We start from the raw sequence: 212 nt of genomic DNA on the forward strand, positions 1-212 counted from the left end.
AGGGTCTAAAAGCTTTTGGATTGGTACGGCAGTCAGAGTCTGCCCGCGACTACGATCTATTGCGCGACCGAGTCATCTTCCCAATCCGTGACACCCAAGGCCGCACTATTGGCTTTGGTGGTCGGGCACTCGAAGACGCAGTAAAGCCTAAATATATCAACTCCTCAGCCTCGCCCGTCGTTCATAAGCAGCATATAATGTATGGCTATTAT

The 212-nt window shown here is 50.5% G+C and carries 1 pseudogene; it reads left to right on the top strand.

The annotated features are described in order from the left end of the window. Positions 1-212 (top strand): annotated as a pseudogene (locus V6252_RS13535) (DNA primase); the annotation flags it as partial.

The sequence above is a fragment of the Psychrobacter proteolyticus genome (genome assembly GCF_038155145.1).
Lineage (GTDB): Bacteria > Pseudomonadota > Gammaproteobacteria > Pseudomonadales > Moraxellaceae > Psychrobacter > Psychrobacter proteolyticus_B.